This window comes from Erwinia sp. B116 (assembly GCF_002865965.1).
Taxonomy (GTDB): Bacteria; Pseudomonadota; Gammaproteobacteria; order Enterobacterales; family Enterobacteriaceae; genus Erwinia.
The window spans coordinates 155234-180502 of sequence record NZ_JRZZ01000007.1 but is presented as its reverse complement, the minus strand read 5'-3'; the positions used below and the strand labels follow the sequence as shown (position 1 = coordinate 180502).

The 25269-nt window shown below is 55.3% G+C and carries 30 protein-coding genes and 3 pseudogenes; 15 read left to right on the top strand and 18 right to left on the bottom strand.

Annotation, left to right across the window (positions count from 1 at the left end):
* On the bottom strand, positions 1-290 hold a 290-nt coding region (locus NV64_RS08005), incomplete at its 3' end, for an SrfA family protein (protein ID WP_233208955.1).
* Positions 291-478: 188 nt separating this feature from the next.
* Here NV64_RS08005 and NV64_RS08000 point away from each other — a divergent pair.
* Both NV64_RS08000 and NV64_RS07995 read left to right on the top strand, forming a co-directional pair.
* Positions 479-694: pseudogene (locus tag NV64_RS08000) on the top strand (VF530 family DNA-binding protein); the annotation flags it as partial.
* Between the two features lie 456 nt (positions 695-1150).
* Positions 1151-2203 (top strand): hypothetical protein, encoded by a 1053-nt coding sequence (locus NV64_RS07995; RefSeq protein WP_146005462.1) that lies wholly within the window; start codon positions 1151-1153, stop codon positions 2201-2203.
* An 84-nt stretch (positions 2204-2287) separates the two neighbouring features.
* Here NV64_RS07995 and mqo read toward each other — a convergent pair whose 3' ends face one another.
* Complete coding sequence (mqo, locus tag NV64_RS07990) at positions 2288-3943, bottom strand: malate dehydrogenase (quinone) (RefSeq protein ID WP_101505693.1); 1656 nt, start codon at positions 3941-3943, stop codon at positions 2288-2290.
* Positions 3944-4155: 212 nt separating this feature from the next.
* Between mqo and NV64_RS24485 the strand changes: the two genes are divergently transcribed.
* A complete protein-coding gene (locus tag NV64_RS24485; RefSeq protein ID WP_369878862.1) occupies positions 4156-5391 on the top strand; it encodes a hypothetical protein in 1236 nt (411 codons plus the stop codon).
* Between the two features lie 194 nt (positions 5392-5585).
* On the opposite strand, the gene NV64_RS07980 is transcribed toward NV64_RS24485, so the two are convergent.
* The 8 genes from NV64_RS07980 to NV64_RS07945 form a co-directional block, all read right to left on the bottom strand.
* Positions 5586-5894, bottom strand: coding sequence for a hypothetical protein (locus NV64_RS07980; RefSeq protein WP_056237991.1), 309 nt, complete (start codon positions 5892-5894; stop codon positions 5586-5588).
* Between the two features lie 178 nt (positions 5895-6072).
* Complete coding sequence (locus NV64_RS07975; protein ID WP_056237989.1) at positions 6073-6327, bottom strand: biofilm development regulator YmgB/AriR family protein; 255 nt, start codon at positions 6325-6327, stop codon at positions 6073-6075.
* Positions 6328-6415: 88 nt separating this feature from the next.
* Entirely contained in the window at positions 6416-6706 is a 291-nt protein-coding gene (locus NV64_RS07970; RefSeq protein WP_056237988.1) for a hypothetical protein, read from the bottom strand.
* 40 nt (positions 6707-6746) lie between these two features.
* Positions 6747-6989, bottom strand: a complete 243-nt coding sequence (gene ycgZ, locus NV64_RS07965) for a regulatory protein YcgZ (protein ID WP_056238465.1) — start codon at positions 6987-6989, stop codon at positions 6747-6749.
* Between the two features lie 252 nt (positions 6990-7241).
* On the bottom strand, positions 7242-7553 hold the full coding sequence (locus NV64_RS07960) for a hypothetical protein (protein ID WP_056237985.1): 312 nt from the start codon (positions 7551-7553) through the stop codon (positions 7242-7244).
* A gap of 376 nt (positions 7554-7929) precedes the next feature.
* Positions 7930-8364: a 6,7-dimethyl-8-ribityllumazine synthase gene (locus tag NV64_RS07955; RefSeq protein ID WP_056237983.1), complete on the bottom strand. Its 435-nt coding sequence runs from the start codon at positions 8362-8364 to the stop codon at positions 7930-7932.
* Between the two features lie 184 nt (positions 8365-8548).
* On the bottom strand, positions 8549-9490 hold the full coding sequence (locus NV64_RS07950) for a sugar phosphate isomerase/epimerase (protein WP_101505692.1): 942 nt from the start codon (positions 9488-9490) through the stop codon (positions 8549-8551).
* Positions 9491-9499: 9 nt separating this feature from the next.
* A complete protein-coding gene (locus NV64_RS07945) occupies positions 9500-10678 on the bottom strand; it encodes a Gfo/Idh/MocA family protein (protein ID WP_101505691.1) in 1179 nt (392 codons plus the stop codon).
* Positions 10679-11333: 655 nt separating this feature from the next.
* On the opposite strand from NV64_RS07945, the gene NV64_RS07940 reads away from it, so the two are divergent.
* A complete protein-coding gene (locus NV64_RS07940; protein WP_056237976.1) occupies positions 11334-12296 on the top strand; it encodes a LysR family transcriptional regulator in 963 nt (320 codons plus the stop codon).
* Positions 12297-12491: 195 nt separating this feature from the next.
* On the opposite strand, the gene NV64_RS07935 is transcribed toward NV64_RS07940, so the two are convergent.
* Entirely contained in the window at positions 12492-13127 is a 636-nt protein-coding gene (locus tag NV64_RS07935) for a carbonic anhydrase (RefSeq protein WP_056237973.1), read from the bottom strand.
* Between the two features lie 226 nt (positions 13128-13353).
* On the opposite strand from NV64_RS07935, the gene NV64_RS07930 reads away from it, so the two are divergent.
* From NV64_RS07930 to NV64_RS07920, 3 genes are all read left to right on the top strand, one after another.
* A complete protein-coding gene (locus tag NV64_RS07930) occupies positions 13354-13965 on the top strand; it encodes a GNAT family N-acetyltransferase (RefSeq protein ID WP_056237972.1) in 612 nt (203 codons plus the stop codon).
* A gap of 216 nt (positions 13966-14181) precedes the next feature.
* A complete protein-coding gene (locus tag NV64_RS07925) occupies positions 14182-14562 on the top strand; it encodes a DUF4354 family protein (protein WP_056237968.1) in 381 nt (126 codons plus the stop codon).
* Positions 14563-14670: 108 nt separating this feature from the next.
* Entirely contained in the window at positions 14671-15195 is a 525-nt protein-coding gene (locus NV64_RS07920) for a GNAT family N-acetyltransferase (protein WP_101505690.1), read from the top strand.
* Between the two features lie 209 nt (positions 15196-15404).
* Here the strand turns inward: NV64_RS07920 and NV64_RS23400 are convergent.
* The 3 genes and pseudogenes from NV64_RS23400 to NV64_RS07910 form a co-directional block, all read right to left on the bottom strand.
* Positions 15405-15532, bottom strand: a pseudogene (locus tag NV64_RS23400) (NUDIX domain-containing protein); the annotation flags it as partial.
* Between the two features lie 221 nt (positions 15533-15753).
* A complete protein-coding gene (locus NV64_RS07915; protein WP_056237957.1) occupies positions 15754-16089 on the bottom strand; it encodes a gamma-glutamylcyclotransferase family protein in 336 nt (111 codons plus the stop codon).
* 253 nt (positions 16090-16342) lie between these two features.
* On the bottom strand, positions 16343-16753 hold the full coding sequence (locus tag NV64_RS07910) for a GFA family protein (protein WP_056237954.1): 411 nt from the start codon (positions 16751-16753) through the stop codon (positions 16343-16345).
* A 199-nt stretch (positions 16754-16952) separates the two neighbouring features.
* Between NV64_RS07910 and NV64_RS07905 the strand changes: the two genes are divergently transcribed.
* The 4 genes from NV64_RS07905 (at position 16953) to NV64_RS07890 (ending at position 19945) form a co-directional block, all read left to right on the top strand.
* Positions 16953-17459, top strand: coding sequence for a GNAT family N-acetyltransferase (locus NV64_RS07905; protein ID WP_056237951.1), 507 nt, complete (start codon positions 16953-16955; stop codon positions 17457-17459).
* Positions 17460-17609: 150 nt separating this feature from the next.
* On the top strand, positions 17610-17855 hold the full coding sequence (locus tag NV64_RS07900) for a DUF2543 family protein (protein ID WP_056237949.1): 246 nt from the start codon (positions 17610-17612) through the stop codon (positions 17853-17855).
* A 235-nt stretch (positions 17856-18090) separates the two neighbouring features.
* Positions 18091-18867: an MBL fold metallo-hydrolase gene (locus tag NV64_RS07895; RefSeq protein WP_056237947.1), complete on the top strand. Its 777-nt coding sequence runs from the start codon at positions 18091-18093 to the stop codon at positions 18865-18867.
* 100 nt (positions 18868-18967) lie between these two features.
* Positions 18968-19945: a GlxA family transcriptional regulator gene (locus tag NV64_RS07890; protein ID WP_101505689.1), complete on the top strand. Its 978-nt coding sequence runs from the start codon at positions 18968-18970 to the stop codon at positions 19943-19945.
* 91 nt (positions 19946-20036) lie between these two features.
* Here NV64_RS07890 and NV64_RS23975 read toward each other — a convergent pair.
* Together NV64_RS23975 and NV64_RS07880 are read right to left on the bottom strand one after the other, a co-directional pair.
* A pseudogene (locus NV64_RS23975) lies at positions 20037-20165 on the bottom strand (NUDIX hydrolase); the annotation flags it as partial.
* A 15-nt stretch (positions 20166-20180) separates the two neighbouring features.
* Entirely contained in the window at positions 20181-20765 is a 585-nt protein-coding gene (locus NV64_RS07880) for an NUDIX domain-containing protein (protein WP_056237935.1), read from the bottom strand.
* Between the two features lie 86 nt (positions 20766-20851).
* Here NV64_RS07880 and NV64_RS07875 point away from each other — a divergent pair, with 86 nt between their 5' ends.
* The 4 genes from NV64_RS07875 (at position 20852) to NV64_RS07860 (ending at position 22721) form a co-directional block, all read left to right on the top strand.
* Positions 20852-21607, top strand: coding sequence for a DeoR/GlpR family DNA-binding transcription regulator (locus NV64_RS07875; RefSeq protein ID WP_101505688.1), 756 nt, complete (start codon positions 20852-20854; stop codon positions 21605-21607).
* Between the two features lie 38 nt (positions 21608-21645).
* Positions 21646-22185, top strand: coding sequence for a GrpB family protein (locus NV64_RS07870; protein WP_056237929.1), 540 nt, complete (start codon positions 21646-21648; stop codon positions 22183-22185).
* 127 nt (positions 22186-22312) lie between these two features.
* Entirely contained in the window at positions 22313-22558 is a 246-nt protein-coding gene (locus NV64_RS07865; protein ID WP_056238463.1) for a type II toxin-antitoxin system Phd/YefM family antitoxin, read from the top strand.
* Positions 22539-22721: a type II toxin-antitoxin system YoeB family toxin gene (locus tag NV64_RS07860; RefSeq protein WP_233208954.1), complete on the top strand. Its 183-nt coding sequence runs from the start codon at positions 22539-22541 to the stop codon at positions 22719-22721. The genes NV64_RS07865 and NV64_RS07860 overlap by 20 nt, the downstream gene beginning before the upstream one ends.
* Positions 22722-23017: 296 nt before the next feature.
* Here NV64_RS07860 and NV64_RS07855 read toward each other — a convergent pair whose 3' ends face one another.
* A complete protein-coding gene (locus tag NV64_RS07855) occupies positions 23018-24136 on the bottom strand; it encodes an NADH-dependent flavin oxidoreductase (protein ID WP_101505687.1) in 1119 nt (372 codons plus the stop codon).
* A 12-nt stretch (positions 24137-24148) separates the two neighbouring features.
* Positions 24149-25207 (bottom strand): alpha/beta hydrolase, encoded by a 1059-nt coding sequence (locus NV64_RS07850; RefSeq protein WP_233208953.1) that lies wholly within the window; start codon positions 25205-25207, stop codon positions 24149-24151.
* Between the last annotated feature and the right edge of the window lie 62 nt (positions 25208-25269).

The following is a 25269-nucleotide window of genomic DNA, read 5'->3' as shown; positions in this document are numbered from 1 at the left end:
AGCTGGAGCATCACCTGCTGGCAGGCGCGCAGCTGGGTCAGCGCCGCCGCCCGCGCGCCGTTGCTGGCGGCGGCCCAGGAGGTGACTTTGCCGCTGACCGGTGAATACCAGTCGAGGCGATCGCCGGCGTCGTTAGGCTGGGGGATCGCCAGACAGTCGGCAATCTGCGGCTGCTGGCGCAGGCGCAGCGTTTCCCGCAGCTGTAAGGCAGAAAGCCACAGCGGCTGGCCATTTTCACCGAGGGCCAGCAGCGCATCCAGGCTGCCGCTGCGTAAGAAGATTTTTGCCACGCAATAAGGCCTTATAGTCAGAGTTCGTTAGAAAAAACCACGTGTAATCAGCCTACTTTAGCCGGAGCGACTTAAATCAAATGCGTAAATAAGCGGTGAAACTGCCGAGTACTTGCGGCATAGGTCGTTGCATAAGCCAGAGGCGCTCAGTATGGTGTGCGTCCCACACGCTAACTGACCGGAATGAAATGACGAATCCTGGCTCAAAAGATCCCCTGCATGGCATTACGCTCGAGGCCCTGCTGAATGCGCTGGTTGCGCGTTACGGCTGGGCTGAACTGGCGCAGCGGGTCAACATCAACTGCTTTAAAAGCGACCCCAGCATCAAATCCAGCCTGAAGTTTTTGCGGCGTACCCCGTGGGCACGCGCGGAAGTTGAGGCGTTATACCTGGCCTTACAGGACGCACTGCAGCGCCATGCCAGACCTTCGGTTGCTCACCCGCTCGCAGAGCAGGCTTCGCCGTCTGACGACCGTCCGGCGCGCGGCGCTGATCCGGCGAAACGTGCCGATCGGCCTGATATTACCCCGCCAGCCGGTTCTGCTGCGCAACAGCATGCCACGCCGCCTGGCGAACCTGCTGCGCAAGGTGCCAGCACGCCCGCCAGTGAGGCGGCGGTGAAAAAAAGCCCCGAGCCTCCGGCTGAAGACCCGTGGAGTAAATGGCGAAAAGAATAACTACAGGCAGCGCTATTTCTTCAGCGGAAAAAGGCCGGCCAGCTGTTTGTGCTGGACCGTGCCACCGGCCAGCCGCTGACCAGAGTGGAAGAGCATAAGGTGCCGCGTGCATTTCAAATCCAAGCGCTATAATAGCTGCTTGCAGGATAGTTTTAATTCAAAAATAATCACTGAAGGTGAGGTTTGCGTTATGAAGTTCCAGCTAAGCAGCTTCAAGAAGAGAGTTCTGTTGGTTATAAGCCGACACCCACGGATGCGAGTTTTCAGTCACTACCCCTGTCGATGCTAAGCGACAGGGATTTTGAGATTCTATGCTACAAATTAGTTAATCGTGAAATCGAAAGTGGCGTATTTAATACGTCAGACAAAGTTGCTCTGATGCAAGGTGTTGGAGATCGTGGACGGGACTGTTCATTATACCTTGACAGCATCCCTAACGGCGTTATTCAATGCAAGAAGTATGCTGCCAGACTGACTTTACCCCAGGTATTAAAAGAACTCATTAAACTTCTACTGCATTCAATTTTAGATCCTTCACTTATCCCAACCCCTAAAAATTTTACCTACCACATCTACTGCTCAAATGACTGCAATGAAAAGGCTCTGAATTTAATTTACGGATTTCATCATCAAATTGAAATTCATATTGAAAATGGCGACATTGAAAAGTATGCAATAGGTATGAGTGAAGACTACGAAACGTTTAACAAGTTTCGAGATGCGATGCCGCTAAATGAGTTATACCTGTTATTAAGGTCTATAAGCGTCCGTTTTTCAGGTGGATCAGATCTGTCGGGTCGTATCTCAAAACATACTGACATTTTGCAGGGTTTTTTTAACATTCGCACCGTTGTTGATAACAGTGAAGCAAACAGAAAAGATGAAATCTTAAAAGAAGTTTCAGGATTTCTTATAGATACTGCAGGTAAAGTGCTCAATCGTGATTATTCAGATATTTATGGAGAGGGTAGTTTCTTAGCTACAAAAATAGGGTTGCTTGAAAGAATTCATCATGGTATCGACTCCATTGAGGAAGCAAAAAAATTAATGGACAGAGATTTGGAAGTGCTAAAGCCCATTATGGATAACGTTGAGTCAGAGTTGGAAGTGCTTCTACCCACCGCTCCCACGATTATTATCAAACAATCAGATTTTTTTGAGGACACTGCGCAGTTGCTTCGGGTTTTAGCAGACTGTGAGGCTATTGATAGTTCAAAACCACCCAAAAACGCTTAAACGTCGGCCCGTGCCTGTGGAATTTGATAAGATTGCCGAGGAGAAATTCAGCGCCCCCGCGTAACGCGGGGGCGCCTGACGCTGTTACAGTGCCATATCGTGCTGCGGGCTGTCGGCGCGCTTCTGCTGCGGGGCAGCATCAGCAGCCGGAGCCGCGTGGTTCATATCAATCACCGGAGGGGTGACCAGCTGCAGGGTCGCAGCCGTGTCGTTCCACACCTGCTGGGTCAGGCCAACGTTGCCGTTCAGCTCCTGACCGTAGCTTGGGATGATGCCACGGATCTTGCTCTGCCACTCTGGTGAGTTGAACTGCTCAGGGAACAGCTTCTTCATCACGTTCAGGGTAATAGGTGCGGCGGTGGATGCGCCCGGGGAGGCACCCAACAGGGCCGCTACGGTTTTCTGCTGGTCGGTAACTATTTCGGTACCGAGTTTCAGCACGCCGCCTTTCTCCGCGTCCTTCTTGATGATCTGCACGCGCTGACCGGCCTGAATCAGTTTCCAGTCCTCTTTACGCGCGTTCGGGAAGTACTCCTTCAGCGCCTCAAAGCGGTCGTCATCGCTCAGCATCACCTGGCCGATCAGGTATTTCACCAGATCGAAGTTGTCCATACCCACGTGGGTCATCGGCATAACGTTACTGGTGGTAGTGGTGCTCAGCAGGTCAAACAGCGAACCGTTTTTCAGGAACTTAGTGGAGAAGGTGGCGAATGGCCCAAACAGCACCACGCGCTTACCGTCCAGGAATCGGGCATCGAGGTGCGGTACTGACATTGGCGGTGCGCCAACCGACGCCTGACCGTAGACTTTCTCCAGGTGCTGTCTGGTCAGCTCCGGGTTCTCGGTCACCAGGAAGGATCCACCCACCGGGAAACCGGCATAGTTTTTACCTTCAGGAATACCGGTTTTCTGCAGCAGCTTCAGCGCGCCGCCGCCGGCACCGATAAACACGTATTTCGCGTCCACCGCGTGCTCTTTACCGCTTTTCACGTCGGTGATGGTCACATGCCAGGAGTTGTCGTCATTGCGCTTGAAATCGGTCACTTCAGCCGAGGTTTCCAGCGTGAAGTTGGTGTCTTTTTTCAGGCTGCCGATCAGCTGGCGGGTGATCTCGCCGTAGTTAACGTCGGTACCGGCCGGCGTCCAGGTGGCCGCCACTTTCTGCTGCGGATCGCGACCTTCAATCACCAGCGGAGCCCACTGTTTGATCTGGTTCTGATCGGTAGAGAACTTCATGCCCTGGAACAGGGTGGTCTGCTGCAGCGCTTCGTAGCGCTTGGTCAGGTAGCTGACGTTCTGGTCGCCCCAGACGAAGCTCATGTGCGGCGTGGAGTTGATGAACGAATGCGGGTTGTTAAGGATGCCGCGCTTGACCTGTGCGGTCCAGAACTGGCGGGAGATCATAAACTGTTCGTTGATCTCCAGCGCTTTAGTCACGTCGATGCTGCCATCGGCGCGCTGCGGCGTATAGTTCAGCTCCATATTGGCCGAGTGGCCCGTACCGGCATTGTTCCAGCCGTTAGAGGATTCCAGCGCCACGCCGTCCAGCTTCTCAACCATCAGCTGTTTCCAGCCAGGCTGCAGTTCCTGTAACCAGGTGCCCAGTGAGGCGCTCATGATACCGCCGCCAATCAGCAGAACGTCGGTCTTAGGGGTGGCTGGCGTTTCAGCATGCAGGCTGGAGCAGACCAGCAGCGCTGAGAGAGAAAGCAGGGGAATAAATTTAGGAGAATTCGACATTTTTATAACACGCATCAATACTTTTTTAAAAAATGAAAAAATATTTTAACGCACTTTGTTTTAGGTTTCCAGCAGAACAGCCCGGCTGAAAGGCGTCCGCTGCGCTAAAAGCGGCGTAAATCAGAGTAAACCGAACGCTGTCATGCTGTTGTCGTTGTCCCGGGCGCGTTATCATGCGCTGTTAAATTTTTAGCTAAGGAAGTTGCGTCATCATGTCCTGTCGTTCTGCTCTGACCCTTATTTCCGCCGCCTGCGTGCTGAGCGGCTGCACCAGCATCAGCAGCCTGACTACCCTGTCGCAGGCACCGGCCCCCGTTCAGGCCTCCAGCCCGGCGTCGGCTGAAAACACTACGCCCGCAGCGCAAACCGCTGCGGTGAGCGGTGCTCAGCCGGTGGACACTTCCGCCAGCGCCACCGTAACCCCGGTGGAGGGTGGGGCATCCTCATCCGCCGGCGGTACACAGCAACCGTCGACGGGCTGGGTGGCCATCCAGCCGGACGAAACCTCCGGCACACAGGCCGTTAACGCGGCCAGCGGCAGCAGCGTGGCCACAGAGCAGGCCGCCGGGGCAGCAACACCGGCAGATACGGCAGCGGCTGGTGATACCGCTACTCAGGCCAGCGGCAGCAGCGGCGCAGCAGCCGGGCAGGCCGCCGTCGGATCGATGTCGCGTCCGATCGCCGCACCGGGTACCGAATCCGTAACGCCAGCGACCGGCGGTGAGACCGCAGCAGCGGCGACCGCCACGCCTGCCGCTGGAACGACGGCACCCGCTGCCAGTAGCGTCAGCCAGCCCGCAGCGACAACAGCTGCGGCCACAGCGGCTAACGAAGCAGGTTCAGCAGGAACGGCCATAACGGCTAACGCCGCAGGGCAGACGGTGCCGTCTGCTACCACGGCGGCCACTCAGTCCGGGACTGACACCGTCGCCGCCCCGGCGGCAACGCCCAGCCAGGCCAGTACGGTGACCGCGCCATCTGCCGCCATTGACGCAGCAGCAGCCCCGGCGGCGGATTCATCGGCAAAAGTGCTTGCCGGCAGCGAGATCGCTTCGGCACCGAAGGTTATCGCCGGCAACGATATCGCCTCGGCACCGGCCAGCAGTACGGCAAACGTTAAGCCAGAAGCCGATCCGAACGCGCCGCCGTTCAGCAGCGGCCCGACCCAGATAAGTATTACCCATGTCGTCACCAAAGCCGATGACGGCTCAAAGCTGACGCTGACCATCGACGGGACCGATGCCGGATCGCTGGGTAAAGGTGAAAAACGCCAGCTGTTTATGGCCGCCGGCAAGCATAAAGTGGGTGGCTACGTTAAGACGCTGTTTGGCTATGGTCGTGTAACCATCGATTCGGTGGACGTCACCACCACGCCGGGCAAACCGGTGAGCGTGACCTATTCGGTTACCCGCAACAAGCCGACTTTTGCGCTGCAGAAACACCGTTAGACTGAATACAGCGGAGCAGAACCGAACGGGTTATCAGCAAAGCGTTGGCAACCCTGGCCGGCGAGTGCGATCGGTAACGCTGAGTCAGGCGAGGTAAGCTTCTGTAACGCTGAGGAATGCGTTTGCACTGAACGCCGTCAATCATGCTGAAAAAAGTGGCCTGGCGAGCTCGTTGAGCGAACCTGGCCATTGTGCTATTCGTGGCCGCAGCTAAAGTTAAAATCCTCCAGTTTCACCACGGCCCCGTTCACCAGCCGCGCGCCGCTGCAGCGTACGGCGTAGGGATACTCGGGGCCGACCTCAACGTAAACCTGCCAGACGGCCTCGCTGCCGTCGGCCAGCTCTGCAGAGAAGGTAAACAGCCAGGTTTCGTTCTCCGCGCCAGCGGACTGACCGGGGCAGACAACCGGACTGGCGTGGTGCATCTGTTCGGGGCTGACCTCGATCTGTCGATCCTGATAGCGATAGATAAACAGGCCGGATGGGATCACATTCACTGACATGGCTCTCTCCTGGATCGAACGGAACATTTCCGCGAGTACGGGCCACGGCGGTGGCCCGCAGGGCACTATAGGAGGATGAGCAATGGGAAAAGTGGCCCGATGTAGCGACCGGGCACGGGGCAGGTGTAAATGGACAGATTACTATTTAAGTGACAAGCTGGCGTTTGCCAGACGCCGGTTAAACGCTGGGGTCATCCGGGGTATAGCTGACCACCAGTTCCAGCGTATTGCGGATCACCTCGTTGTAAGCCTCATCGGTACTCTGATCCAGTTCAGCGATCAGCTGAATAATCACCGTCTTGTTACTGACCTCGCTGCTGGCAGCAACGATTTTCTTGATGACTAAACCCAGCAGGGCGGTTTCCTGAGCAAGCGACTCACCGGCGTTACGAAAGAAATTAAGAACAGAGAGTTCTGAGTAGACTTGCTGCATTTTCTTCTCTTATGGGTAGGCGTGCTGTTTAGCGATCGAAACCGGTACGGCGGGGCGATCCTGCCCGTCGCCGGAATAAAGCGTACAACTAATGTTTTTTGCTGCCCTGCGGCACGTTTTTAATGCTGGAAACGTGCCGGTGAGAATCACTGGCGCTGGGTTCGGCGTGGTTGCGGTTGCGCGCGGTGGAGATGCCTTCACGCACTTCAACAATCGCCCGATGGAGCAAAGAAACCTGTGCGGCATCTTCATTCTCTGACATCAGCTCCAGCCGCGCCACCAGCGCCGCGCTGCTGATCGGGCCGTTCTCATGTAACAACGAGAGAACCGCTTCACCGATCAGGATATCGATCATTTTGTCATCATCACTGTGCTTCATCACTACGTCTCTGTATCACTACGTCTCTGTGTGCTGTCCCTTACGTCCGACCAAAAAGCAGTTCAATCAGTTGATGGTAATGACGTTCCTGTTCCTGACTGCTCGCCGCTTCCAGATGCCCCAGTAGCCGGGCGCACAGGGATTTGCGGTTCAGGGGTTCACCGGAACGCAGAATTTCTACCACAATTTTCCCCATCGTCTCCTGTTGCGAAGGTAGTGAGGGGGAGCTGATAAAATGCGAGTGGTTTTCAGCATTTTCGGATTCATGGCCACTCTGGCGCATCATTACGTCCTCAATCGTAAGGGATTTCCCAGCCTGTCGGGATAAAGTTATACAATAATGTCTAAATGGTACAGGATATTGTGGGATTACTGAGCGGTTGATTGATCAAAAAGTGCTTATTGCATAAAATCAATAAGTTAAATCGGCACAATGAGAGGGCGCCAGCAACGCTGTGCGCATTATACAGTGGGGGTGCGGTCTTCCGTGACCCGGCGGCTTATCAGATGCGACCCGGTCAGGGAAGCGGACGTTTTATCGTCGGGTCGCGCCAGCAAAACTCAACATAGTGGCGCTGGCAGGCAGCGGTGGCTCGGCAGGTAAAGCGCTGCGCGGCGTTTTCATGCCATGCGGCAGGCTCAGGCTGGTGGCGGGCTCGCGTAAGCCCATCAGCCATTTTCGGGCTTTATAAATCTGCATAACGCGCAGATCGTCGGCTTCACTTTCCGCCATCTCCCGCAGGGTGTCGATAAGCGATCGAAGGGTCACTTCTTCCGAGTTGAAGATGAGGTGAATGGCGGCCTCGCCGACGACGACGTTACCTGTCTCTTCATCAGAAAAATACAAATTAACTCCTCCACAATGGCTTCAACACGTTCATCTGACTTACCCGATAATTTTAGCAACGGCGCTTATAATCAAACGAACAATTTACCTGGATGTTTTTGGGCTAATCATAGCCCTGGGCTATCAATCAAGCAATGTAATCGGTAACAACTTGATTGTATAAGACTTTTGTCTCACTAAAAGGACCGATCCGTAACGGTCTTTTTGTAAACTTTATCGTATTTTGTGATCGCTATCGGATTTGCTGACATCCTGTTGTCATCTGTGGCAAAGCGGTACTGCTTACGGAAGGCTAATCGTTCAGCGGGTTATGGGCAAAACGGGGGCAGCGTCAGGGTTCAGGCACGCCGCAGCGTGCCAGAACAACGGGCGAGAATCAGATTGCAATGGCGTGAATCTGAGCCACGGCGCGCGCCGCTTCTTTGCCTTTTTTCACAAAATGCTCGGTATAGAAATCGATAAATTCAGCCGACGGCTGGAAGTTATGCGGGGTCAGTGAAACGGAGAAAACCGGTACGTTAGTCGCCAGCTGGGCCTGCATCAGACCGGTCACTACCGCCTGGGCAACAAAATCATGGCGGTAAATGCCGCCGTCAACCACCAGCGCGGCGCAGACGATCGCATCAAAGTTGCCGCTCTGGGCCAGACGCTGTGCCAGCAGGGGCATCTCAAACGCGCCCGGAACATCCCAGGTTTTCAGTTCATACGGGGTGTTGCTGCTATCCAGCTCCTGCTGAAAACCAGCCAGCGCCTGAGAAACAATTTCACTGTGCCAGTTAGCTTTAATAAAGGCGACTCTTAACGCGGACATGAATGACTCCAGAAAAGGGCGGTGAACCCCGCCGGGCGAAGCAGCGGATCGGGTTTTCACCAGGCATTATAATTAAAAGAAAAAGTGCCTCCTTTTTACATCCTATTTCGTAATATGTCCATGTTGAGTTAATGGTTGCACTACTCGCCGCACCATCTGTTAATCCGGTGCGGCATTCTGGCAGTTACTGACTGATGGTCTGTTGCAGGGCGGCGATAGAGGAGGTAACACCGGCCTCAACCGACATGGTCAGGTCTTCCATCTCCAGCGAGACCCAGTCGTTATAGCCCATCATGCGCACCACGGAGAAGAACTCCTTCCACCACTGCAGATCCTGGCCGCAGCCGACCGCGACGTAGTTCCAGGCACGGTTGGCGACGTCTTCCACCGGTTTGGTCTCCAGCAGGCCGTTAATTCCGACCAGGCCGCGCTCCAGGCGCACGTCTTTACCGTGCACGTGGTGGATGGCCGGGCCAAGGGCGCGGGCGGCGGCGATCGGGTCAGCGCCCATCCACAGCAGGTGGCTCGGATCGAGGTTCAGGCCGACGGTCGGGCCCACCGCGTCGCGCAGACGGAACAGGGTTTCCGGGTTCCACACCAGCATCGAGCTGAAGTTCTCAAGCGCGAATTTTTCCACGCCGTTCTCCTTCGCACGCTGCACCAGCCCCTGCCAGTAAGGGATCGCCACTTCGTTCCACTGATAGTCCAGGCAGTTTTTCAGCGTTGGCGGCCAGCTGACGGTATAGGTGATCCAGTTCGGGATGGTGTCGTGCGGGCTTGCCGGCGGCAGGCCGCTCATCATCACGATCTTCTTCACCCCCAGCTCACCGGCCAGCTGCAGCGCTTTTTCGGTGTCGCTTTTGTGGCGCTGGCCCAGCTCACCCGGGTCAAGCGGGTTACCGGAGACGTTCAGCGCGGCGATGGCCATGCCGCGGCTCTCCAGCGCCTGCCGCAGCTGCTGGCGCTTTTGCGCGCTGGCCAGCAGTTCGTCGGTGCGCAGGTGCGGTGCTGAAGACCAGCCACCGGTGGTCATTTCAACGCCGTTAACGCCCAGCTCCAGCAGTTTATCCAGCATCGCTTCAAAGGGCAGGTGGCCCAGGCTGTCGGTACAGAATGATAATTTCATGGTCAGGCCTTACTCGTAGTTAACCCAGGTGGCGCCGTTGTCGGCAGAACGTACACAGTTTTCAATCCAGCGCACTCCTTCCAGCCCGGCATCGATATCCGGGTAGATCAGCGCATCCAGCGTCTGCTGGTCGCCGCGCTGGGTGGCGCTGATGGCAATGGCAAATTTCAGGTAGATATTCGCCCAGGATTCGGCAAGGCCTTCGGTGTGCAGCGCCCCTAAACGTTCGTCGGCCAGTGCGCTCTCGTGCAGGTACGGCATACCGTGGTGCATCATCTGGCTCGGCTGGCCCTGCACCTCATACTTCAGCTCGCCCGGGTTGTAGTCGCTCCACTCCAGGCTGGCCTGGGAGCCGATCACGCGAATAAACTGGCTGTCCATAGAACCGGCGTTAATAGAGGACGCCCACATACGGCCGACGGCGCCGTTCTCGTAGTGCATCAGCACCATGGCGTTGTCTTCCAGCGGCGCGCGGGAAGGGATAAAGCTCTGGCGATCGCACAGCAGCGACTTAATCCTGAGGGCCGGCAGCACCAGCTGCGAGATATAGAAGGTGTGGGTAGAGATATCCCCCAGCACAAAGGTTGGCCCGGCGATTTTCGGGTCAACGCGCCACTTCTGCGCTTCGCTGAACTTATCGGCGCTGTCGTTGGCGCTGAAGCCGTGGGTGTACTGCAGTTCGACCATGCGCACTTCACCGATCTCACCGTTGGCAATCATCGCGCGCATCTGCATCAGCAGCGGATGCCCGGAGAAGCCGTAGGTGACGCCAACGATCAGATTTTTCTCCGCGGCCAGCGCTTTGATTTCCCTGGCTTCCGCGGTGGTGAAGAACAGCGGCTTTTCACAAATTACGTGAATGCCGGCATTCAGAGCGGCTTTAGCGATCTCATAGTGGGTGCCGTTTGGCGTGGCGATGGTCACCACCTCAATGCCGTCTTCCCGTCTGGCTTCCTCCGCCAGCAGCTGCTGGTAGGTGTCGTAGCAGCGATCCGCCGCCACGCCCAGATTAACGCCAAAATCGCGGCCGCGAGCGGCGTCAATATCGAACGCGCAGGCGACCAGCTGGTAAGCGGTGTTATCGCGCAGGGCACCGCTGCGATGTTTATAGCCGACCTGGCTCAGGCGACCGCCACCGATCATCGCCCAGCGCAGGGGGCGAGGGATTTTTCTTTCACCGTTAAGCATGTGTGATTCCTTAATTCTTTGCACCCGGGTGCAAAAGTGTTGGCAACAAGACGTAATTCAGACCGGGTTGAGCGTTGTGGCGCTGCCTGTCATGAGCTGCACTTTTCAACACGGCACAATTTTCGTCAATCGACTTTATGCAGATTTCAGTAGCGCGATCACAAAAAATCAACATAAAGCACCCGGGTGCAAATTTAGCGCCAGCAGTAGGGATGAAACAGATTTTCATAGCAAAAGTTAACGGAAGGTAATGAAAAATAATTGTATTTTTTTATATTCGCTTCGCGACGGCGCCAGATTCGAATGATGCTACCTGCTGCATAGATTCGACGCCGGGGAAGACAAACGCTTACTTCCTGCTCTGGTCGGACAGGGGCTGTTCTGAGTGTGCGCGGCGCCCGCTGGCAGAGCCTTTAACTGATGCGATGAGAACGCCGGGCAGGGCGAGTTAATTTGCCCTGCCTCGTGGAGATGGCAGGTACTTTTAAACACCGCGCAATGAATGTTTACGTGACGGTGTCACCTAATCGCGCAATGATGCCATTAAGCGGCTAATCAATAGCTTATTCAGCCCAGGCTGACTATTATGTGCCAGAACTGACCTGCAAATTTTGAGGGTTGGGTTACCCAGCCCGTAAGAGATCTGACATTACCGATGAATGCCCTCAACGATATTGATTTAAAGCAGCTGGAAGCGTTCACCACGGTGATCCAGACCGGCAGCGTCACGGCGGCGGCGCGGGCGTTAAATCGTTCGCAGCCGGCCGTATCAAGGCTGATCCAGGAACTGGAAACGGTGCTCGGCTATCCGCTGTTTATCCGTAACGGCCCGCGCATTCATCCGACGGAACAGGCGCTGCAGCTGCATCAGTACGTGCAAAAGGCGCTGCAGTCGCTGGAGCAGATCCGCCTGCGGGCGCAGGAGATTGGCCACCAGATGGTCAGGCCGCTGGCGGTGGCCGCCACCCCTGCGCTGGCGGCGGGCCTGTTGCCGTTGGCGCTTGCGCGAATGGGGCTGGAGAATAAAGTGCAGATCATCAGCGAAGCCGCGGAGCAGACCACCCACGCGGTGATCAGTGGCCAGGCAGACGTTGGCCTGTGCAGCCTGCCGCTGGAGCATCACGCGGTGGAACTGCACTGGATCGGCCATGCGCGCTGCGTGGTGGCGCTGCCCGCAGACGACGAGCTGGCCGCACAGCCCCGGATCGCGCTGGCCAGCCTTGCCGGCCGGCGGTTGATTGCGCCGTGGAACCCGTTGCGCCTGCGCGGACGTTTCGAGAAAGTGCTGAAAAAACTCAGGGTTCCGGCGCACGAAACGATCGAAACCAACTCCTCGGCCAATATTCTCTCCTGTGTACGCGCCGGGCTGGGGGTGGCGATCCTCGAGCCGGTAACCGCGTGGGGCATGCCGCTGCAGGGCGTCGCCATTCGCGAATTGCAGGAAGAGATCCCCTATTTCTTTGGCGTGATCACCCCGCAGGGGCGCCAGCTGTCGCCAGCGGCCGACCGTCTGATCGCCGCGCTGGCCGAGGCGGCAGAGCAACTGTTGCCTGCTTTTCAGCGCTTACCGGCCAGCGATCACCCGCGGGTAATGCGGATGCTGCATCAGGACGGTTAGCGCGCAGATCCACCAGCAGAACACCGATATTGAACAGCGCTTACAGCTGGCGGCCGAACGGCACGATACATTTGTCAGCGCGCTGGGAAAACGCGATGAAGAGCAGGGGGTCAGGCCGGTATTTGAACACTGGGAGCTGTCGCGGGAAAATAGGGAGGGGGATGCAAAATTTGCGGGCGTCCCTGCCCGTTGGGCTTATTCGAAGAATACGCCCGGGTTTTCAGACAGCGTGACAAACTCTTTGGTGTCTTTTTCCAGCGCGCGGATCACGCCGGTTTCGATATCATAGACCCAGCCGTGCAGGCGGATCGCCTTATCGCGCAGGCCAACCGCCACCGACGGGTGGGTTTTGATATTGTTCAGCTGGGCGATAACGTTCTCCTGCACCATCGCATTCACTTTCTCTTCTTCCGTGGCGTACTCTTTTTTCTCCACCACGGCCCTGGCCGCGTCGGCATAGTGCAGCCAGTGGGCCACCGCCGGCATCGGATCCAGACACTGACAGGTGGCAATCGCCTTCATTGCGCCGCAGTTAGAATGGCCGCAAATCACGATATCGGTCACGCCCAGCGCCACGACCGCATACTCGATGGTGGCAGAGACGCCGCCCGGCTCGGGGCCGAAAGAGGGCACGATATTGCCGGCATTACGAATGACAAAAAGCTGTCCCGGATCCTGCTGGGTGACCAGTTCGGGCACCAGACGGCTGTCTGAGCAGGAGATAAACAACGCTTTGGGATTCTGGCTGGAGGCAAGGCTGCGGAACAGCTCTTTCTGGTGCGGAAAAATCTCTTTCTGAAAGTTCAGGAAACCTTCGACAATGTGTTGCATAGTGATATCTCTGTTTTCTCAGTGTTTATAATGACGACATGACAACGATCACAGTTTGACAGTGTAGCACCGGAAAACATAACCGGTCTGCAAAATTGCTACGGCGTTATCTGAAAAAATTCTCACAGAGCGGGGGGCGATATCATTTTTTCTTATGACCCACGCCGTTCCCATCCGGTTCGCCAGCGGGTACTCTCTTGCCACTGAATCCAGGGAGATTTTACAGATGTCTGAGAACACACCTCTGCCAGCCGGTTATTCTGATGTTCCCGCCGGGCACGTTGCCACCGTGGTGACCTGTCTGGAAATGCACACTAAACCGCAACTGAAGGCTGTACCACAGCCTGCCGGTATCAGCCTCGAACGCTTCAGCGGCTGCGATCTGCTGGCCTACCGTCAACTTTTTCGCAAGGTCGGCAGCGACTGGCTGTGGTTTTCGCGGCTGCTGATGTCCGACGAGAAACTGGCGGAGATCCTCCGCAACGACAGCGTGGAAATTTACGTGGTGCGCGACGGCGCTGAGGACACTGGCATGCTGGAGCTGGATTTCAGCCAGCCGCACCAGTGCGAACTGTCGTTCCTTGGCCTGACCGGCGCAGCAACCGGCAAAGGTCTGGGGCGCTGGGTAATGAACCAGGCGATAACCCGCGCGTGGTCAAACCCGATCAACCGCTTCTGGGTGCACACCTGCAGCTTTGACCACCCGGCAGCGCTGAATTTTTACATCCGCTCCGGGTTTACCCCTTATGCGTTTCAGGTTGAGGTGAAAGCTGACCCGCGCCTGAGCGGCCACCTGCCTGCTGACGCCGCGCCCCATGTGCCGCTGATTCGTGACTGAACAGGAACGTCCCCCGCCTGCTGCTGAGGGCGGGGAGCGTTCTGCTCCTGCCTGCACGCTCTTTGCTCCGTTTCCTGCGCGTCGAACCGCTCTTTCTTTCCCCAGTGCGTCTTTATAATTGTGCCTGCGTTTATCACTGTGCGATTAACGTACTAAACGGACCACCGTGCTGTTTGGGGGTGGGGCATCCGTAACCAATTGCACAAGGAAATTAATATGAAGAGCTTGTTTATCGCCTGCACCATGTTGTTTTCTGCTGCCTGTGGCGCGGCAGTCGCTAACGCGCCTGCAAATCTGCTGGTGTACGCGCAGGCAAAGTCAGAGGGGTCCATGTGGGCGGGGAGTAAGAGTGCGTTTACCAAAACCTTTAACGTGTCTATCGTCAATCTGACAGACCAGGATATCGATCTTGCGACCCTCTGTCTGAGAGCCTATGCGACAGACACGCAGAGCTTCGGTGTCGATACGGCGGATGAGCTGCTGACGAAAGGCTGGCTGAAAAAAGGGAGTACGGTCAGCGGCGTGGTCGATTTTTCCTCAGGCAAGCGGGACGTTTATCAGGCCGGGATGGTCAAGGTTTTTCACGACTGTCCTTAACGGCCGACCGTTGTGGTGATGTTTATCAGTAAAACGTATTGGCCGACTGTGCCTGTGCGGGGTAAAGTCCCTGACGATCTTTAACGGCTCAGACAGGGAATTCACCGCATGTCGGTCATTACGCACCAGATACCGTCACTCATCATTCGACCGCTCAGCGCAGCGGACTCATTGCAGGAACTGACCACGCTGCTGCATAGCGCCTATCGGCAGCTCGCGAATCTGGGGCTGAACTATATGGCCGTAAACCAGAGCGTGGCGGTCACCGCAGAACGCGTGGCGCAGGGGCTGTACCTGATCGCCAGCGAGGATACCCGTCTGCGCGGCACCATCCTGTTTCGCAATCCACAACAGACCCACGGCTGCGGCTGGTACGATCGCCCGGAAGTGGCCTCAATCGCTCAGTTTGCCGTCGACCCGACCCTGCAGGCGCAGGGGTTAGGGCGGCAACTGCTGCAGGCAGCCGAGGCGCAGGCGCGGCTCAGCGGTGCCACCGAGCTGGCGCTGGATACCGCCGAACCGGCCACGCACCTGGTCAACTGGTACACCCGGCTCGGCTATCGCTTTACCGAACACGTGCAGTGGTCGCATACCAACTACCGCAGCGTGATTCTGAGTAAAGCGCTGGTCTGATCAACGCCACCGCGGCTTATGTGTTGACCCACGTTGCTTAACCGCCGATCTCTGTAATTCTGCTTAACGGTTGCGCGCCGACTCGAGGTTGAAAGGGCTGGTTATGGTACGTTTCATGATCAATATCTTGCTGCGAACAGGAATAAATGCGGTTTAATAGTGATACTGTATATTTATACAGTTTAATATTTGTTGTGTATAACTCAAAGCAAACCGCGCACGGCTGCCTGCGTAAAAGTTTCACCGTTCTCCACGCCACCGCCTGGCGTTGCCCGGCAAGTGCATCATTATGATGGCTAAAGCGGAACAGCAGCACACGACCGTCAGCATCGATCATCAGCAGCCTTCCGCTGTTAAGAACACTACATTGTTGCTTGTGCAATCATTATGGTTGACAAACTCAATTATCAATCAAAATGGTTGCAAAGCACGACAGCTCATTGAGTCCTGCTGGGGTTAAAATGCCCGCAGCATTCTCATATAATGCAACCAAAACCGCCATGATTTTAATGCTACGGCGGCGGAGTGGCTGAGCCAGCTACTGTAAGCGCTACCCCGCTACGCCATTTCTCGCGGCTGCAGCTGATAGATCCACGCCACCTCCTGCCCGCCGCCAGCGGTGGTCACCCTGACCTCCACCCGATCGTAGCCATCTTCAAACTCATCCAGCATCGGCCAGTGCGGTTCAAGATGTTCAGACAGGAACAGATAGCCTTCAACGCGCGGCCCCTGATTATCCAGTACGATGCCGGGAAAACCTGCGGCCGCCCCCCAGCCATTCTCATAGAAGGTGCCGGTGACATAGCCCGGCAGCCACTCGCCGCCGATATTTTCCAGAATATGGGCATTCGAACGCCCCGGACATAACGTCCCGTAGACAAACAGTTTTTTCATTTTTTCCCGATCGACTTCTGATGTTGGACATTTTTACGCGTAAAAAAGCCAGGCAGCCACAACTCACCGGCGCAACCTGCCTGCCGTCAGCGGTCTTCTGCCACCGTCAATGATAAGACCTGAGTCTGCCACAGAATAGCCTGGAGAAAGGGCGCGGGAAACATTTCAGATCGGATGCCTGCCCCGGAACCATCCGCCGGAAGCACGATGCCAGCGGAAGCCGGGTTAAGGGGCTATCAGTAAGGATGACAGGCTATTTAGCAACGTAGTGCAAACGGCCCGCAGTATCACCCTTACCGCCGTCCTGCGGATGATTGATGCCGTCGGCGACGTCAACCACCGCAAAATCAAACGGCGATACCCCCTCAATGCAGGCCACGTTTACCGCATACTGCTGAGGATTCGATCGCCGCTGGTGGAAGGTGTAGATCCCGCAGACCTGACAAAAGTAGTGCGCCACCGTCCGGGTGTTAAAACGGTATTCGCTAAGCTGTGGGTTCTCCTTCAGCGTCTCAAGTTCGGGCAGGCGGGCAGGGACCACCACCGCGCCGCGCATGCGGCAGAACGAGCAGTTACAGCGGCGCACGCCGTTAAATCCGTCAATCAGTTCGACGTTAAAGCTGATGGCTCCGCAGTGGCAGCGGGCCGCAAGCAGACCGGTCATTAATCCTCCTGAATTTTATGGCAGAGAGCGTATCATCCGGCGGTGACAGCGGCATGACAACCCGCCTGCACAGGGCTCATATCCTGGCCGTAATTTAGCTATCTTTGAAATTAGGGCAGGCCATTGTTAACATCGAAAAGCGTAAGTAGCGATCGCCTGGATGTCAGCACTATTCATCGTAGCCCTGAAGGAACAAGAAATGGAAATCGTGTTAAAAAAATTCGGCAGTGTCGACTTTGACGACTATCTGCGACTGGTCAGCGACATCAGGGTAATGGCGATGATTACCGAACGTAGCATCCCCGCTGATGAAGCCCGTCGTGATTATGATACGCTGCTGGCGGATAATCAGGCACAGGGCTCGCTGGGGCATTTCAGGATCCTCTCTGCACCGCAGTGCGACTTTATCGGGCTGGCCAAACTGTCCCTGACGAAGGAGGATCCGCACGCTGCTGAGCTGGGGTATATGATGCTGCCTGAATACTGGGGACAGGGTATCGGCGGCAAGGTTGCGCGTCTTTTGGTTGAATTAGCCGACCGCCAGCCGGGGCTGCGCAGCCTGTTTGCCATTATCGATCCGAGCAATCTTCCCTCAAGGAAGATCCTGACCGGTGCCGGGTTTACCACGCGTGAACTAAAGGATTTTGATGGTTTACCTGGAGAGATACTGGAACGTCAGGTCCGTCGTAGCGAGAACTCACGCTAGCCCGTTCGGCCCAGCCCCGTTAATAGCCGACTGATAAAACCGTTAATCTCTGATGCCGAAAGGGGGCCTGGTCGGCTACAATCAGCGCTGTGCTGCTGGTGGACCATTCAGGCCAGCGAGGGATCGAAACGTTAACTTTGAGAGCTTTTTATGACCAATGCAATACCGCTGAAATATTATGACATCGTGGATGAGTACGCGACGGAAACCGCACAACCGGTGGCCGATGCCGAACGCGATCCGCTGGCGCGCTATTTCCAGCTGCTAATCGAACGTTTGACCAACAACGAAGAGATCGATGAACAGGCGCAGCAGGATATGGCCGTTGAAACGGGTATCGCAGAGCAGCGTATCGACGATATCGCTAACTTCCTCAATCAGTGGGGCAATGAGTAACGCCGGCTGAGGCTCTGCCGGTACGACGTGTGCCGGCAGCGCTGGTGGGCAGGGTATTCAGCAGGACCACAAGCGGTAATGCCTCAACCCTGTGGCACCGTGTGTCGGTCAGATCCACCTGACCTTATTCCATCGAACAATGACCTGCGGGCCACTCACGGCCGTTCGGCAGCTTTTTTATACTCTGCACTCAACCTTAAGACCGTCCGCCGTGCCTTTACCGATGGAGTGCACCATGAAACTGACCCAAATTCGTAACGCAACACTGAAGCTGGATTATGCCGGCAGCCGCTTTCTTATCGATCCTATGCTGTCAGATAAAGAGGCCTGGCCCGGTTTCCCCGGCACGGCCCGTAGCCACCTGCGTAACCCGATGGTGCCGTTACCGGTATCCGTGGCAGAGCTGCTGGATGTGGATGCGATTATTATCACCCATACTCATCAGGATCACTGGGACGAAGCGGCGCAGCAACAGATCCCCAAAGACCGGCCGATCTATACCCAGAATGACCATGATGCCGCGCTGCTTCGCGCACAGGGGTTTACCGCGGTAAGTGCGCTGTCCGATATAACCAGGATTGCCGGCATAACGATCGATAAAACGGACGGCCAGCACGGCAGCGATGACGCCTACGCTATCCCCGAGGTGGCCGAACGGCTGGGTGACGCCTGCGGGCTGGTGTTTTCACACCCGGAGGAAAAAACGCTCTACGTCGCCGGTGATACCGTCTGGGTTCCCGCTTACGCGGAGAGTCTGCATCGCCATCAGCCTGATGTGGTGGTGCTGAATATCGGCTTTGCCCATGTGGACGGGATCGGTGCGATTATCATGGGCAAGCAGGACGCGGTACGCACGCTGAAGGTACTGCCTGCCGCCATCGTCGTGGCCTCACATATGGAAGCAGTTAACCACTGCCTGCTGACCCGAGCTGAACTTCGACACTATGCGGCTGAACAGGGCGTTGCCGATCGAGTGCTGGTGCCGGAAGACGGTGAAACGCTGATCTTCTGAAAGACCTGATACCCTCAGGCGCAGGGCAATGGCATCCGGTTGCCAGGCGATGTCGCCAGCGTGGCAGCCCGCAGTTTACAACAGTATAAGGATCTGAACGATGTCCGCTCTGCGGGTTGTAGTGATTGCCACTCACGGGTTCAGCCCGTTTCATTTTTCGGTGCCGTCAATGGTCTTTGATAAGGCTATGCCGGAGCCTGGCCTGTTTCGGGTGGATATCTGTGCTGAGCAGCCAGGGCGGGTGGAATCGGACATCGGCATGTCGCTTAACGTGGCGCACGGGCTTGAGCTGCTTAACACGGCGGACATTATTATCGTACCGTTCTGGGAACATCCTGCCACTGAACCCTCACCGGAGCTGCTTGCGGCACTGCGTACGGCCTGGCAGCGTGGTGCGGAAGTGGCCGGATTATGCCTGGGGGCGTACGTCCTTGCCTATGCCGGGCTGCTGAACAACCGCCGAGCCTCCACTCACTGGGAGTATGAGCGCGATTTTGCCGGACGTTTCCCGCATATCCGTCTGGACAGCAACGCGCTCTATACCCGTGACGAACGCCTGATTACCTCGGCCGGAACGGCGGCAGGGATCGACTGCTGCCTGCATATCGTGCGTGAAAAATATGGCGCAGCGCTGGCTAACCGCGTCGCCCGCAGAATGGTCGTCCCGCCTTATCGCGAAGGCGGTCAGGCTCAGTTTATCGAGCGGGTGATACCGGAAACCACCCGTGACGTGCAGATCAACGAACTGATCGCGTTACTGCGGCGCAGCCTGGAAAAACGGCACGATATTGACTCGCTGGCCGCTGCCGTCGGCATGAGCCGACGTACGCTGACCCGGCACTTCAGCAAAGCCACCGGAATGACGATTGGGGAGTGGCTCAGTGCCGAGCGCCTGCAGCGGAGCCAGGAGCTGCTGGAAACCACCGATCACAGCATTGAACGGATCGCCTTACTGGCAGGCTATCAGTCGCCCGTATCGTTCAGGCAGAGTTTTAAAGCACATTTTAATGTCAGCCCCAGCGAGTGGCGCCGTACCTTTCGCGGGCCCGGCCACCGGATGTCGTGCGCATCAGCCTGATAGGGACGACTGCCGCCGTACCGCTTGAGTCAGCGGGCGGCTGGTCGCTCAGGGTTAAATGCAACAATGCCAGCAAAATTGCAGGCATTCATTCGCCGATCACCGGCACGTGCCCGCGCTGGTAAACCGTCAGCGCCGCCTCTTCCAGCCGGGCGAGATTGGCGTCGATCAGCGCTTTCTTTCCTTCGGTACCGCTGCGGTAGGGGCCGGCAATCAGAATTGCGTCATTGGAACCTCATAAAATGCCCTTCAGGGCCAGGTGATAAAGCAACATAATGGTTTTACCATCAACGATCTGACCGCTGTCGACGGCGGCCAGCGCCTCGACGAGGGTCAACTCCAGCACTTCGATATCTTCGCCCTCGGCTTCAATGCCGCCGCCCGCCGTTGCCCGATCGGCAGCCGCATATTCAGCGATATAGAAGTAGAGCTTTTCCGTTACCGAGCCCGGGCTCATAAAGGCTTCGAACACCTTCTGCACCTGTGAAACGCGGTATCCGGTCTCTTCCTCGGCTTCCGCCTTAATGCGGCTTTCGGGGTCCATATTGTCGAGCAGGCCCGCTGCGGTCTCAATCAGATAGCCATCGTGACCGTTGATAAACACCGGAAAACGAAACTGGCGGGTCAGGATCACCGTTTTCCGCTCGCGGTTGTAAAGCAGCACCGTCGCCCCGTTGCCGCGGTCGTAAACTTCGCGATTCTGGCGCTGCCACTCGCCGCTGCGCCGCTGAAGTTCAAAGGTATATTTTTTAAGTGAATACCAGTCGTCAGACAGGATCCTGCTGTCGACGATCCGTATTTCTGCACGTTTTGATTGCATGATAAGGCCTCTGACCGTAGAGTAACCATAATAAACAGCATTATCGTGCATGCTCAAGAAAAATCGTGCAACATCAGGAATGATTTATGCTCACCAGTCAACGCAAACAACATATACTTGAACAATTGGCGGCCGATGGGCAGGTACTGTCGAAAGATCTGAGCGCCCGCTTTGCCGTCTCAGAGGACACCATCCGCCGGGACTTGCGCGAGCTGGCAGCAGAAGGGCACCTGCAACGCGTTCACGGTGGTGCTTTGCCCTCGTCGACGGCGGTTGCCACCTTTACGGAACGTAAGTCATTAAAAACCAGTGCAAAAAAGAGGGTGGCATTGCGAGGGGCGCAGCTGATTTCCGCCGGGCAGGTGGTGATTATTGACGGCGGCACCACCACCTCAGAGCTGATCGGCTATCTGCCGCACGACCTGCAGATTACCGTGGTCACGCACAGCCCGAGCATCGCGTTGGGGCTGATCGACCATCCACTGATTGAGGTGATTCTGATTGGAGGACGGCTCTACAAGCACTCAATCGTCACCGTGGGAAGCACCGCCATTGAAGGGATCAACGCGATTCATGCCGATATTTTCTTTATGGGCGTCACCGGTATTCATCCCGAAGCGGGCTTAACCACCGGTGATTACGAAGAATCGTGCATCAAACGTGCATTTTCCGGCAGAGCGGCGGAAACCGTGGTGCTGCTCTCCCCGGAGAAGATCAACACCGCCTCGCCGTTTGTGATCGGCGGCCTCGGGCTGATCGACACCGTGGTGGTGGATGACGGAGTGGATGAGCAGTGGATCAGCAGCATAGAAGAGAAGGGCGTTACGGTAGTGAAAGCGTAGGGGACTCAAACCTCCTGACAGGGAAAATGGAGCTAAACATGCGAAAGATCATCATTTCCGACTACGATCCACAATGGCCTGATTTATTTGAGGCCGAAAGCAAGCTGTTGCAGGAAACGCTTGGCGCTATCATTTTGCATGTTCATCACATTGGTAGTACGGCAGTGCCAGGCCTGGCAGCAAAACCCGTCATAGATATACTGCTGGAAGTGGCCAGCCTAAGTGAACTCGATAAACATAACGCGGCAATGGAGCACATTGGATACGCTGTGCGAGGTGAAAATGGGATCTGCGATCGCAGATATTTCACTAAAGGTGGCGAGCGGCGTAGTCACCATGTCCATGCCTTCATAATGGGCGATCTGCAAATCCTTAAACATCTGGCGTTCCGTGATTATCTCATTGCAAACAGTCAGGTAGCCAATCGCTATGCCGGGATTAAACGCGCGATAGCCTTAGCAAACCGTAATAACTGCCATCAATATAGTATGCTGAAGGCGGAGTTTATTGAAAACCACCTTAAAGAATCGGCCATGCTGGTTAAGGCACGTAAGGCGGTACTGGACAGCGGTGACTGACCTTACGACCATCTGCTCGATCTGGCCGCCAGGTTGGATGTGCTGATTGTGCCGGGCAGGGAATATTAGTTGTACTTGATCACGTACATGTACCATACTGGGACATTAACTGATGGGAGCTAACAATATGCATGCAATCAATTTTACTGATGCCCGTAAAAATTTTGCCGACACAATGCAGCGAGTCACCGATGACGCTGAGCCTGTGCGCGTCATACGCCGTGACGCACCTGACGTTGTGATAATGGATGCGGAAGAGTATGAGGCGCTTATAGAAACGGTTTATCTGTTCAGCAACCCAGCAAATGCAGCGCATATCAATGAGTCAATGAAACAGGCGGAGCGCGGCGAATTTGTCGAAGTGGAATATTAAGTTCACGAAGAATGGCGCCGATGACATTAACTACTGGCGTGATGCTGACAAAAAGAAATTCGATCGCATTCGACAGCTACTTCACAGCATCGAGGCTGATCCGTTAGCAGGTATCGGAAAACCTGAACGGTTGCGGCATCACAAAGATCCGGCGCTCTATTAATTTAAATTTGAACTTGGGATACCAGATACTCACTTAAGAGTATTGAAGGGCTATTTTTCAGAAGAAACCGACATTGATGGATTATTAAAATTTACAAAATGAAAGCATACAAGTTGAATTACCCTTGGTGCCCCGGTTTTTTGTCTCCTACGGTTAAAGTAACTTTTCGAAAATGGGGGGGAAGTGTCTAGTCAGTTGGTCCAAGCCTGAGTTCGCCTTTATTTGACCGTGGTAGATTTAAGACTACATGTGGTTATAGAACGGCCCTAATTAAATTTCGGGCCGCTTAGATAAATTTAACGAATAGTGAACCAGCCTGTCGTTTCCTCAATTACGCGCCAGAGTTTCTGGGGTATAGCAAGTTGCTCTACGTCTGATGCAGCAATATTGAGAGCAATTTTTCCTTCAACATTACCCCCTGCAAACTTAACCCAGTCTGGGTTCATAACCATTCCCTGACCTACTGCCGTCAAAGATACTCCTGCTTTAACAGCATCCTCGGCCTGCTCTGGTGTTCGCAACTGCCCGGCAACAATCAGAGGTATACGTCCAGCCAGGTGATCGCGCACGATTTCGATGACTTTGGGGCCATTCGGTGCATCAACGGGTCTGGCTTCAAGTGCATTACCGAGTGATACATGAAGATAATCAATACCCTCATCGACCAGGCGGTCAACTAGCTCAAGCGACTCATCAATGCGCAACCCATCTTCGTAATGCTCATCCAGTGAAATGCGGTATCCCATCAGGAAGGGATTGGTTGCATGCTCAGCAATCGTCTTACGCACACTCTCGATGACGCCGAGAGGGAAACGCATACGGTTTTTAAGAGAGCTTCCCCATTGATCTTCTCTTCGGTTGGAATGAGGGGAGAAAAAGTTCTGAAGTAAAAAGCCATGGGCACCATGTAACTCAACACCATCAAATCCTGCTTCTATCGCACGGCGAGTTGCTTCCCCGAAATCCTGAATAACAGTTTCGACTTCAGTGCATGTCAGTTCACGAGGGGTAACGGACGGTGCGAAAGGACCGGCGTCACCGGGAATAGCGCTTGCAGCAACAATATCCGAAACCAGTTCAGGGCTGGTTTTCACGCCTGCATGGAATATTTGTAAGATTGCCGGTGCTCCACCGCTTTTTGCAGCAATAGCCAGGCGCTTCAAACCGGGAATAAATTTGTCGTCATACGCAGCAAACTCTCCCGTAAACCCAATACCGTTTTCCTGAACATGTGTACAGCCAGTAATGACCAGACCGATGTCCTGAACGCGTCGACGATAATATGCTTCTTCCTCATGAGATACCGTGCCGTCATCATTACCAGCCCAGGTCGTCATCGGGGCCATCACAATACGGTTGCGCAGCGTCACACCTTTACCAAGTGGAAATCTTTCAAGTAGTGGAGTTTGTTTCATGGATAGTCATACCTATGCGAGATTTTTCTTGAAGAAAGGAGCCAGTTTACTCGCTGCAACCGTTGCACCTTGACCATCATAGAGGTCCATATGTGTTGCACCCGGAATGATATGCAGCGCTTTTTTAACAGAAGCCGCAGTGTTGTGTAATTCCTGGCTGTGCCAGAGCGATCCTGCTTTACTACCGGCTACAATCAGAAGTGGTTGTGTTAAAAAGACATCCGCCCCTTCAAATCCGGTGAACGACGCCAGCGTACTGATACTTGTCATCAGCATTTGATTGGTAGAAGTCGGATATTTTCCGCGTTCAGTCAGATAGTAGTCCGCAGCTTCCTGAAGATCTTTTGGTGCACTGGTATCACCCAATTTGGGTACATAGTTGACATAAACCGGTGCGCCGCCCGCTGCTTCTGCTGTACGCTGTTTAGCAACAGCATCCAGAGTCGCAATGAGTTCAGATTCAGATGTTGTTCCCTCCCAGCCTTTACGGGTCGCCGCTCCGACATCCACGGCACTGACTGTTGCCAGCGCTTTGATTCGACGTTCCGTCATTGACGCTTTAACCGTGATACCACTACCTGCACAAACGCCTAATGCGCCAATGCGATTATTATCGACATAAGGGAGAGTCGTCAGGTAATCGACTGCGCTATAGAAATCGACAACGCGTTTCATGGGATCATCGATAAAGCGCGGTAATCCGCCACTGGCCCCCTGATGGGAGGCATCAAACGCCAGAGTGACAAATCCTTCTTTAGCCAGTTTTAGGGCATAAAGGCCAGCAGTCTGTTCCTTAACGCCACCACCTGGGTGGACAACGACAATAGCAGCGTATTGACGGTTTTCGCTGAAATCCGGAGGGACGTAGACGTTTCCGGACATCATTATTTCATTGTTGCGGAACAGGACGCTGCTGACTGTGACGCCATCTACGTGTGTCGTGGTGCCAGATGTACGAGGGGTAGGTGAGAGCAGGGCTGAAGCATGACCCGCCATCAGTAATCCTGCGGAGGCCACTGAACTCGTCAGGATAAAATTACGGCGACTTAACCCACCTGTTTTTTTACTCATTGCAAGACTCCTTCATATATATGATAGCGACCCTGGCCGCTGAAAGAACATGGATTGTTTCA

Coding starts and splice junctions, on each gene's coding strand:
- NV64_RS07955 (WP_056237983.1), bottom strand. CDS start 8,364: ATGTCCGCGTTAAGAGTCGCCTTTATTAAAGCTAACTGGCACAGTGAA.
- NV64_RS07855 (WP_101505687.1), bottom strand. CDS start 24,136: ATGAAACAAACTCCACTACTTGAAAGATTTCCACTTGGTAAAGGTGTG.
- NV64_RS07925 (WP_056237968.1), top strand. CDS start 14,182: ATGAAGAGCTTGTTTATCGCCTGCACCATGTTGTTTTCTGCTGCCTGT.
- NV64_RS07890 (WP_101505689.1), top strand. CDS start 18,968: ATGTCCGCTCTGCGGGTTGTAGTGATTGCCACTCACGGGTTCAGCCCG.
- NV64_RS07945 (WP_101505691.1), bottom strand. CDS start 10,678: ATGCTTAACGGTGAAAGAAAAATCCCTCGCCCCCTGCGCTGGGCGATG.
- NV64_RS07915 (WP_056237957.1), bottom strand. CDS start 16,089: ATGAAAAAACTGTTTGTCTACGGGACGTTATGTCCGGGGCGTTCGAAT.
- NV64_RS07880 (WP_056237935.1), bottom strand. CDS start 20,765: ATGCAATCAAAACGTGCAGAAATACGGATCGTCGACAGCAGGATCCTG.
- NV64_RS07970 (WP_056237988.1), bottom strand. CDS start 6,706: ATGAAGCACAGTGATGATGACAAAATGATCGATATCCTGATCGGTGAA.
- ycgZ (WP_056238465.1), bottom strand. CDS start 6,989: ATGCGCCAGAGTGGCCATGAATCCGAAAATGCTGAAAACCACTCGCAT.
- NV64_RS07870 (WP_056237929.1), top strand. CDS start 21,646: ATGCGAAAGATCATCATTTCCGACTACGATCCACAATGGCCTGATTTA.
- NV64_RS07865 (WP_056238463.1), top strand. CDS start 22,313: ATGCATGCAATCAATTTTACTGATGCCCGTAAAAATTTTGCCGACACA.
- NV64_RS07950 (WP_101505692.1), bottom strand. CDS start 9,490: ATGAAATTATCATTCTGTACCGACAGCCTGGGCCACCTGCCCTTTGAA.
- NV64_RS24485 (WP_369878862.1), top strand. CDS start 4,156: ATGTCCTGTCGTTCTGCTCTGACCCTTATTTCCGCCGCCTGCGTGCTG.
- NV64_RS07910 (WP_056237954.1), bottom strand. CDS start 16,753: ATGACCGGTCTGCTTGCGGCCCGCTGCCACTGCGGAGCCATCAGCTTT.
- mqo (WP_101505693.1), bottom strand. CDS start 3,943: ATGTCGAATTCTCCTAAATTTATTCCCCTGCTTTCTCTCTCAGCGCTG.
- NV64_RS07940 (WP_056237976.1), top strand. CDS start 11,334: ATGAATGCCCTCAACGATATTGATTTAAAGCAGCTGGAAGCGTTCACC.
- NV64_RS07850 (WP_233208953.1), bottom strand. CDS start 25,207: ATGAGTAAAAAAACAGGTGGGTTAAGTCGCCGTAATTTTATCCTGACG.
- NV64_RS07980 (WP_056237991.1), bottom strand. CDS start 5,894: ATGTCAGTGAATGTGATCCCATCCGGCCTGTTTATCTATCGCTATCAG.
- NV64_RS07935 (WP_056237973.1), bottom strand. CDS start 13,127: ATGCAACACATTGTCGAAGGTTTCCTGAACTTTCAGAAAGAGATTTTT.
- NV64_RS07905 (WP_056237951.1), top strand. CDS start 16,953: ATGGAAATCGTGTTAAAAAAATTCGGCAGTGTCGACTTTGACGACTAT.
- NV64_RS07975 (WP_056237989.1), bottom strand. CDS start 6,327: ATGCAGCAAGTCTACTCAGAACTCTCTGTTCTTAATTTCTTTCGTAAC.
- NV64_RS07930 (WP_056237972.1), top strand. CDS start 13,354: ATGTCTGAGAACACACCTCTGCCAGCCGGTTATTCTGATGTTCCCGCC.
- NV64_RS07875 (WP_101505688.1), top strand. CDS start 20,852: ATGCTCACCAGTCAACGCAAACAACATATACTTGAACAATTGGCGGCC.
- NV64_RS07920 (WP_101505690.1), top strand. CDS start 14,671: ATGTCGGTCATTACGCACCAGATACCGTCACTCATCATTCGACCGCTC.
- NV64_RS07900 (WP_056237949.1), top strand. CDS start 17,610: ATGACCAATGCAATACCGCTGAAATATTATGACATCGTGGATGAGTAC.
- NV64_RS07895 (WP_056237947.1), top strand. CDS start 18,091: ATGAAACTGACCCAAATTCGTAACGCAACACTGAAGCTGGATTATGCC.